The sequence below is a fragment of the Halomonas cibimaris genome, assembly GCF_039537045.1.
GTDB lineage: Bacteria > Pseudomonadota > Gammaproteobacteria > Pseudomonadales > Halomonadaceae > Vreelandella > Vreelandella cibimaris.
Genome location: NZ_BAAAZT010000052.1, coordinates 1 through 8045 on the forward strand (window position 1 = coordinate 1; position 8045 = coordinate 8045).

6 protein-coding genes are annotated in these 8045 nt (G+C 61.6%); 3 read left to right on the top strand and 3 right to left on the bottom strand.

What is annotated here, in order from left to right:
- Positions 1-101 precede the first annotated feature (101 nt).
- Positions 102-1829, bottom strand: a complete 1728-nt coding sequence (locus tag ABD654_RS05870; RefSeq protein ID WP_344703214.1) for an SLC13 family permease — start codon at positions 1827-1829, stop codon at positions 102-104.
- A 176-nt stretch (positions 1830-2005) separates the two neighbouring features.
- On the opposite strand from ABD654_RS05870, the gene ABD654_RS05875 reads away from it, so the two are divergent.
- The 3 genes from ABD654_RS05875 (at position 2006) to cysN (ending at position 6041) form a co-directional block, all read left to right on the top strand.
- Positions 2006-2719, top strand: coding sequence for a hypothetical protein (locus tag ABD654_RS05875; protein ID WP_344703216.1), 714 nt, complete (start codon positions 2006-2008; stop codon positions 2717-2719).
- A 464-nt stretch (positions 2720-3183) separates the two neighbouring features.
- Complete coding sequence (gene cysD / locus ABD654_RS05880; protein ID WP_344703224.1) at positions 3184-4137, top strand: sulfate adenylyltransferase subunit CysD; 954 nt, start codon at positions 3184-3186, stop codon at positions 4135-4137.
- On the top strand, positions 4137-6041 hold the full coding sequence (gene cysN, locus ABD654_RS05885; RefSeq protein ID WP_344703218.1) for a sulfate adenylyltransferase subunit CysN: 1905 nt from the start codon (positions 4137-4139) through the stop codon (positions 6039-6041). Before cysD ends, cysN begins: the two co-directional genes overlap by 1 nt.
- 123 nt (positions 6042-6164) lie before the next feature.
- On the opposite strand, the gene ABD654_RS05890 is transcribed toward cysN, so the two are convergent.
- Complete coding sequence (locus ABD654_RS05890; RefSeq protein WP_344703220.1) at positions 6165-6932, bottom strand: hypothetical protein; 768 nt, start codon at positions 6930-6932, stop codon at positions 6165-6167.
- A 476-nt stretch (positions 6933-7408) separates the two neighbouring features.
- On the bottom strand, positions 7409-7843 hold the full coding sequence (locus tag ABD654_RS05895; protein ID WP_344703222.1) for a hypothetical protein: 435 nt from the start codon (positions 7841-7843) through the stop codon (positions 7409-7411).
- Positions 7844-8045: the final 202 nt, after the last annotated feature.

Genomic DNA, 8045 nt, shown 5'->3' on the forward strand with positions numbered 1-8045 from the left:
GAGAGGTCCTCTTGAATCAAGTTCTGGCTGGAACATCCTGATTCTACAAGAGAAACCCCTCGCCATCTTTATTTTCAAGCCAGCCTCATGAATAAGCCGGGTTAAAAGGGAAAGATGAGCGGTGTCAGCACGAGGACACCGGCGGAATAGGCAAGGCTCACGGGCAGACCTGTTTTGAGAAAGTCGCTGATCCGATAACGTCCCGGTGAGTAGACCATCAGATGCGTCTGGTAGCCGAAGGGAATTAAAAAGCAGGCGCTGGCGCCGTAGGCCACGGCCATGACAAACGGCAGCGGGTCGGCGCCGAAAGCCTGCGCGGTGCTCCAGGCGACAGGAAAGGCAAGCGCGGCGGCGGCGTTGTTGGTGACGGTTTCCGTCAGCAGCAGGGTGAACACATAGCAGCCGGCGAAGGCGGCATACACGCCGTAGCCGCTGAACAGCGCCTGCATGCCCTGAGCCAGCAGGGCGGCGGCGCCGGAGTTTTCCAGCGCCTGAGCCATGGCCAGCGCCGAGCCGATGATCAACCACAGCGAGAACGGAAAGCGCCGGCGTAGCTCGTCGACGCTGAGAAGCCGAGAGGCCAAAAGCCCTGCCATCAGCAAAAGCAGACCGTGAAACAGCGGCACCAGCCCCAAGCTGGCGCCGCCGATCACGCCGGCAAAGCCGCCCAGGGTATAAGCACTTTGCCGGCGACTGAGCTGCGGGCGGGTAAAGCTGCCGCTGAGCAGATGGAAATTGCGGTCGAGGTTGCGGTGCTGGCGGAAATCGGCGCTGACGGCCAGCAGCAGGCAGTCGCCCACGCGCAGCGGTATTTGCCCCAGCTGACCTTCCAGGCGTTTCTCGCCCCGCCGGATACCCACCACCCCGGCGCTGAACATGCTGCGAAAATCCACCTCCTGCAGCGTCTTGCCCGGCAGCTCCGACTGGTGCGATACCACGACTTCGACCAGGTTCGTCGCCAGCAGGTCGCTTGCCTGGTGGCCAAATAGCCGGAGGCCGGGAAAGCGCTGCAGTGCCTGAACCTTGTTCACCTCGCCGGTAAAAACCAGCGTGTCGCCGGGCTGCAGCCGCTCTTCCGGCGCAACCGGGCTCAGCAGCCGGCCGTCGCGCTCGATTTCCAGCAGGTAGAGGCCGTCCAGGCTGCGCAGGCCGTTGGCTTCGATGCTTTTGCCGGCCAGCGGCGAATCGTCAGTCAGCTCGGCGGCGAGAAAGTAGGCCAGCCGGTCTCGGGTGTTCTCTGCCGGATGGCGCGGTAGGCCGCTCGCCCGCCAGAGCAGGACGCCCAGCGAAATCAGCGCCACCGGCAGGCCCACCAGAGCAAACTGAAACATGCTCAGCTCCCGGCCGGCGGCGTTCAAATAAAACGAATTGACCACCAGGTTGGTCGAGGTGCCCACCAGCGTCGTAATCCCGCCCATGAGGGAGGCGTAGGACAGCGGAATAAGCAGCCGCGACGGGGCCAGCCGGCTCTGACGCGAGATAGCCCCGAGAAACGCCGCCACCACCGCGGTGTTGTTGAGAAAGGCCGAAAGTATCGCACTGGCCCCCATGAGTTTTGCCGTCGCCAAGCGCGGCCTGCCGCTCAGCAGGCGGTCGGAGAGCCAGTCAAGCAGCGGCGAACGTTCCAGCGCCAACGACACCAGCATCAGCAAAAGAAGGGTGGCCAGCGCCGGGTTGGTGTATTGCTGCAGAAGCGTCGCGGTATCCACCTGGCCGGTGAGCAGGTAAAGCGTGGCAAGGCCAGTGAAGGCGGTAGCGGGCTTGACGCGCCCACTGACGAGCACCGCGAGAAAAAGGCACAGAGAAACAACAACGGCCCAGGCGAGCATACGACATCCTTAACAACGGTAAACTGGCTTGCCGTATGTTACGCGGGCTTTTATGATAACGTCTATCGAGCCGGTATAATTGCTATGTTGTTTTAACAATAATCTTTTATAAACAATAAGTTAAAAGTTTTTTGAGTATAAAACATTTTTCGCCTGAAATAATTAACGAGCGCCGTTTGGACGCCGTCAGGCGGCGGCTGGACGGTGTGACAGTGGCCGAAACGGCGCGCCAAACCGGCCTCTCTGCGCCGACGGTATCAGCGGCGTGGAAAGCGTTCTGCCAGGGCGGCTGGGCGGCCGTACCGGTGCGCGAGCGCGGCCGCCGTCAGGGCCAGGCGTCGCGGCTGACCTCACACGTGCAGCAGGCGCTGTGGCACCGGGTGTATACGCCGCCGCCAGCGGGTGAGCCGGGCTGGTCCAGCGCCGCGCTGGCGGCAGACGTGGGCGCCGAGCAGGGCGCTACGCTCACCCGGCGCAGCGTGGAGCACTGGTGGGCAGACGAAGGGTTGAAACCCTCCCCCTGGCCGCTCGAGCAGTGGGGCGCCGAGCGCTCGGCGCGCGGTCGCTGGTTTCGCCAGACGGTAGCGCCGGTGTGGCAGCGCCTGCCGCGTGCTACCCAGCGCTGGCAAGGCGGCGCGCGCCGCGTTCGGCATCCGCAGCGTGCGGTGTATCAGCTGTACTTTCACGGCCCCCGCGGACGGCTGTGGATGCGCTGTTTTCCCCACCCGCCGCGTGCCGAGGACTACCTGCTGGCCTTTGCTGCGCTGGCGCAAAACGCCCCCGCAGGGCTGATTTTCCACGGCGCGGACTTGGCGGCCAGCCCCGAGATACAGGCCTGGCTGGACGAGCAGCCGGAATTCTATGTCGTCAAGATGGGGAGACGTGGCTGAGTTCGTGTTATGGCCGGCAGCCCTCTACCGGGTAGGAGCTGAATATTTTGTGGGAGCTGAATGTTTGGTGGGAGCTGACTTCAGTCAGCGATGAATTATGGCAGCAGGCCTGGTGGAAGCAGGGTTCGGTGGGATCTGAATGTTTGGTGGGAGCTGACTTTAGTCAGCGATGGTTTAGCCATCGAACACGGCAGGCCTGGCGGCCTGCTTTCGCGCACTGAAGTGCGCTCCCACCTTGAATCAGGTAACTGGCCGCCGCTGGCTATGGGCCCACTACCTGGTGGGAGCTGACTTTAGTCAGCGATGAATTATGGCAGCAGGCCCGGTGGAAGCAGGGTTTGGTGGGAGCTGACTTTAGTCAGCGATGGTTTAGCCATCGAACACGGCAGGCCTGTGCGGCCTGCTTTCGCGCACTGAAGTGCGTTTACACCCGGTTTGTGGGTGCTCCCACCCTGTTGTCAGGCCTGTGGCAACCAACGGCGAAGAACGCTTTATCAACCAAGGACAACCATGACATGACATCGCTTACGCACTTACAACGGCTCGAGGCCGAAAGCATCCAAATCATGCGGGAGGTGGTCGCCGAGACGGAAAACCCGGTGATGCTCTATTCCGTGGGCAAGGACAGTGCGGTCATGCTGCACCTGGCGCGCAAGGCCTTTGCCCCCGGGCCGCCGCCGTTTCCGCTGCTGCACGTGGATACCCGCTACAAGTTCCGCGCCATGTACGAATTCCGCGACCGGATGGCGAAGGAAAGCGGCATGGAGCTGCTGGTGCACGTCAATCCCGAAGGGGTCGAAAAGGATATCAACCCCTTTACCCACGGCTCGGCGATTCATACCGACGTGATGAAGACCGAAGGCCTCAAGCAGGCGCTGGACAAGTACGGGTTTGATGCGGCGTTTGGCGGTGCCCGGCGCGACGAGGAAAAATCCCGCGCCAAGGAGCGGATATTCTCGTTCCGCACCGCGCAGCACCGCTGGGACCCCAAAAACCAGCGCCCCGAGCTGTGGAAATTGTTCAACACGCGCCGCCACCAGGGCGAGTCGATCCGCGTGTTCCCGCTGTCCAACTGGACGGAGCTGGATATCTGGCAGTACATCCACCTGCAGGGCATTCCCATCGTGCCGCTGTACTATTCCGCCGAGCGCCCGGTGGTGGAGCGCGACGGCACGCTGATCATGGTCGACGACGAACGCCTGCCGCTGGAACCCGGCGAAGTACCGATGATGCGCAAGGTGCGCTTTCGCACCCTGGGCTGCTACCCGCTGACCGGGGCGATCGAGTCCGAGGCCGACACGCTGCCGGCGATCATTCAGGAAATGCTGCTGACCCACACGTCAGAACGCCAGGGCCGCGTGATCGACAACGACAGCGCCGCATCGATGGAGAAGAAAAAGCAAGAGGGGTACTTTTAATGGCGCATACATCCGATTTGATCGCCGACGATATCGAGCAGTATCTGCAGGCCCACGAGCACAAGGGGCTGCTGCGATTTATTACCTGCGGCAGCGTCGACGACGGCAAGAGCACGCTGATCGGCCGTCTGTTGTTTGAGTCCAAGCTGCTGTTTGAAGACCAACTGGCCTCCATCGAGGCCGATTCCCGCAAGTTCGGCACCCAGGGCGATGAGCTGGACCTGGCGCTGCTGGTCGACGGCCTGGCCGCCGAGCGCGAACAGGGCATCACCATCGACGTGGCCTACCGCTTTTTCTCCACCGACAAGCGCAAGTTCATCGTTGCCGATACCCCCGGGCACGAGCAGTACACCCGCAACATGGTGACCGGCGCGTCCACCGCCGACGCCGCGATCCTTATGGTCGACGCCCGCCACGGCATTCAGACCCAGACCCGGCGCCACAGCTTTCTCATGGCACTGATGGGCATGCGCCACGTGGCGGTGGCGATCAACAAAATGGACCTGGTGGGCTACGCCGAGGCGCGGTTTAACGCCATTGTGGACGAATACCGTGAGTTTGCCGCCGAGCTGGGGCTCGAGAGCGTGACGTTTATTCCGCTCTCGGCGCTCAAGGGCGACAACATCACCCGGCACAGCGCCAACATGCCCTGGTACCACGGCACCACGCTGATGGGCTACCTGGAAACCGTCGAGATCGAGGACGAAGCGCTGCAGCAGGCGCCGCTGCGCCTGCCGGTGCAATGGGTCAACCGCCCTGATCTGGATTTCCGCGGCTTTAGCGGCATGATTACCAGCGGGGTGGTCAAGCCCGGCGACGCCATTCGCGTGCAGCCCTCGGGCAACGGCAGCCGCGTAGCGCGGATTTATACCTTCGACGGTGATCTGGACGAAGCGGTCGCGGGGCAGTCGGTCACCCTGCTGCTGGAAGACGAGATCGATATTTCCCGTGGGGACGTGATCTCGGGCGTTGAGCAACCGGCCCGCACTGCCGACCAGTTTGAAACCTCGCTGGTGTGGATGCACGACGAACCGCTGCTGCCCGGGCGGCCGTATCTGATGAAGCTGGGCACGCAGTTAGTCTCCGCCACCGTGACCGACATCAAATACCGGATCAACGTCAACACCCTGGAGCACACCGCGAGCAAGCAGCTGGCGCTTAACGACATCGGCGTCTGTACCCTGAGCGTCAATCGGCCGGTGGCGTTTGATGCCTTCCGCGACAGCCAGGACACCGGCGGCTTTATCCTCATCGACCGGATGACCAACAACACCGTGGGCGCGGGTATGCTGCACTTTGCCCTGCGGCGCAGCGACAACATCCACATGCAGCACGTGGACATCAACAAGCAGGCCCGAGCGAGCGCCAAGCACCAAAAGCCGGCGGTGCTGTGGTTTACCGGGCTTTCCGGCGCGGGCAAGTCGAGCATCGCCAACCGGGTGGAAAAGCGCCTGTACGCCCAAGGGCAGCACACCTACCTGCTGGACGGCGACAACGTGCGCCACGGCCTCAACCGCGACCTGGGTTTCACCGACGCCGACCGCGTGGAGAACATTCGCCGGGTGGCGGAAGTGGCCAAACTCATGGTGGATAGCGGGCTGATCGTACTCTCGGCGTTTATCTCGCCGTTCCGCGACGAGCGCCAGCTGGCGCGCGACCTGCTGGCAGACGGCGAGTTCATCGAGATTCACGTCGACGCGCCGCTGGACGTTGTCGAAGCCCGCGACCCCAAGGGGCTTTACCGCAAGGCGCGCCGCGGCGAATTGAAAAACTTCACCGGCATCGACTCCGACTATGAAACACCCGAGGGGGCGGAAATTCATCTGCCAACGGCGCAGATGAGCGAGGACGAAGCCGCCGACGCCGTGATTAACGCGCTGCGCGAGCGCGGGCTGATCGGCTAGGCCGCCGCTGGCAGGGGCCGACGACGGGTCGGCCCAGCATTGTTCGATGGCTACATCATCGCTGACTGAAGTCAGCTCCCACCGGGTAGTTGGCCCATAGCCAGCTGCGGCTGGTGACTTGATTCAGGCTACCAGCGGCTGGTACTCAGACCCCATCATCGGCTCCCCGCTATCGGATAACGATCCACGAAATTCGATCAAGACTCGCTGGTTGTGGGGTGACGGCGGCAGGTTGATTTTGGCCACCCGGGCTTCCAGCATCGCCGGCGCGGTCAGCATCGCGTCTGCCAGGTCCTGATTCAGATAACGAGGAGCCCAGCCCAGCATCAAGTAACTATCAGGCGCCTGAAGCTGAATAGCCAGGCCGGAGGCTGGATTGTTGAGTTCTAGAGCCACTCGAAGTGTGTCGCCTTCACGCAGTTGCTGCAGCCGCTGCTGTGCGGCTTCGCTGACATAGCGCCAACCATGCAGGAAAAACCGGCAGCGGAAACTGCCATCCGGTTGCGTGGCGATACGCGGAAAGACTTCCAGATTATCGGTCTGGCGTGTGCCACCGGTCACGGCCAGGATTTCGAAAGGGTCGACCACCTGCTCAGATAGCCCCAGGCGGGCCATCAGCGCCGGATAGTCCTTACGCCGAGCGTTGGGAATCCGGTTACGGAATACCGAGAATAACTCCTCGGAGCGGTAGCAGCGCTGCAAGTCAGGAAAGGCGTCGAGAGGCTGAAAGCCGGCTTCCTGCCGCGCATGTTTCGCCCCCTCCGTATAGCGAAATACATAATCCTTGCCTTCGGCATCCAGCCGACCGATAACATACCAGCGGCGCGTTGCTGGCTTACCCGAGGCACGCTGGCGCCGATCCTGCCATGCCAGATAAAGGGTAGAGTTCACTGCAATCTCCGTAGCCGGTTACAGTTATAGGTTAGCAGCTCCTTGGAAAAGCTTCGGGAAAGCTCGCTGATACAGCTTTCGGGCACCCGTTCAACTATGTCCAGCAGAGGCGTGCAGCCCAGCCGCTGTAGCCTTGTGATCCAGGGAGCCAGATATAGCGGCCAGCGTCGATATGAGACTTCTGCCAAGTGGAGAGGGTTTTCGCCCCGCCGCCCTTCGGATTTCAAAAAGATACCTCCATGGGGGCGCTTGGCATACCATTCGACACGCCATGGCTCATGCTGCCACTTGGCCAGTCGAAACTCGGTGAGTTCCCGCCCCAATGATGAGGCGTGATCGAACGAGGGCGCAAGCCAGTGCTGGACTTGCCCTCTCGGAACTGTCTTACGCAGCATGGCCCAGTTCTCGTGATGGCGATCGGTGTTGAGTATCAATGCATCCAAAACGATGAATCCACCAACATGACGGAAGGTATTTTATCGTTGCTCAGGGTCGTCTTGTGTAATCCGGTCCACCACCTTCAGGATATTCTGTAACGTGTGATCGTGCTGGCCGCGAAGCTTATGACGATCATACCCCTCGATGACGCCATCGAGCAGCTCATTTCCATGTACCAGCTCTACATCCTCCTGATGCAGTGCTTCAAAACTGCGAGTCAGGCTCCCCCAACGCTGCTGAAAACGAGCAAGCTCCACCGTGGCGTGGGGTATTCTCAACAGTTCAGCCACCTCTGCTGCTACTTTTTCGGCCCAGTGCTCGCCAGTTGCCACCCCGTCATTGACACGGGAGAACTTGAACAGCCAGGGATGGATATCACCGGGCCGTTCGATCCAGGCTTTTTCTTTGGTCCCCATGGGTTCATCGTCGATTACCCATTCTGGCTCAATGTCAACAACAGGAAATTGCGGCATACTTAACATCCTCGGACGAAGGCCGCCACATCGCTTGCAAACCTCGCGATGGCGGTGCCACCAACCTCTGACTGGCCTACGGCCTGATCGCGCACTGAAGTGCGGCTCCTACCGGGTAGTTGGAGCCCGGCAGAAGCTGGATTTCTGGTGGGAGCTGACTTCAGTCAGCGATGGCGGTGCCACCGAACCCTGACAGGCCTGC